The 647-nt window shown below is 61.5% G+C and carries 1 protein-coding gene; it reads left to right on the top strand.

The window, feature by feature from the left end; genetic code table 11:
- Nucleotides 1-67 precede the first annotated feature (67 nt).
- The coding region (locus Adu01nite_RS47455) for an NHL repeat-containing protein (protein ID WP_203736005.1) at nt 68-647 on the top strand (580 nt) is incomplete at its 3' end.

Raw genomic sequence — 647 nt, 5'->3', positions numbered from 1 at the left:
TGCGTTGTCGGGTGCGAATGGTGTCGCGGTGGTAGGTGGCTCGTCGTATACCGCCCAGGGTGACCAGGTGGTGAAGGTCGACAACACGACCGGCGAGGTGTCGGTGGTGGCGGGCAAGCCGGCCACCTCAGTGAGCGCGTGCCAGAGCGGGACCAACGTCATCTTCAACACCTCATCGGGCACACGACTGCGGGTGGTCGGCTCCGACGGAAGGTTCGTCTACATCACCGACCTGTGTGGCGTCCGCCGCATCGATCCCGGCACCAACGCCGTCACCTCGTTCTTCTCGAACGGCAATTACTCGTTCCGCACCGCATCAGTGGCCATCGCCGGACAAACGATGTACGTCGTCGACAACTGGTGGGGCTACCTCGACAAAATCGACCTCAACTCCGGAGTAAACACTCGCGTCGGCGGACAGCAACGCTACTTTGCCGCGATCGCGGCGGACGACAACTACATCTGGATGGTCAATTCCGACACCTTGTTCCAGATCAACCCCGAAAACGGCGCCTTCGTGAACAGCTGGCCCGTCAACGTCAACGGCAACGCCCCCAGCGCACTGCTGTCCGTCGGCGATTACCTCTACGCCAGCCAATACACCTCCGGCGACACCTACCCCACCATCATCCGCATCACCAAAGCAT

Origin of the sequence: Paractinoplanes durhamensis (genome assembly GCF_016862175.1) — a bacterium.
In the GTDB taxonomy this organism is placed as follows: Bacteria; Actinomycetota; Actinomycetes; order Mycobacteriales; family Micromonosporaceae; genus Actinoplanes; species Actinoplanes durhamensis.
The sequence above is the reverse complement of the archived record's forward strand: the minus strand, read 5'-3'. Positions and strand labels throughout refer to the sequence as shown.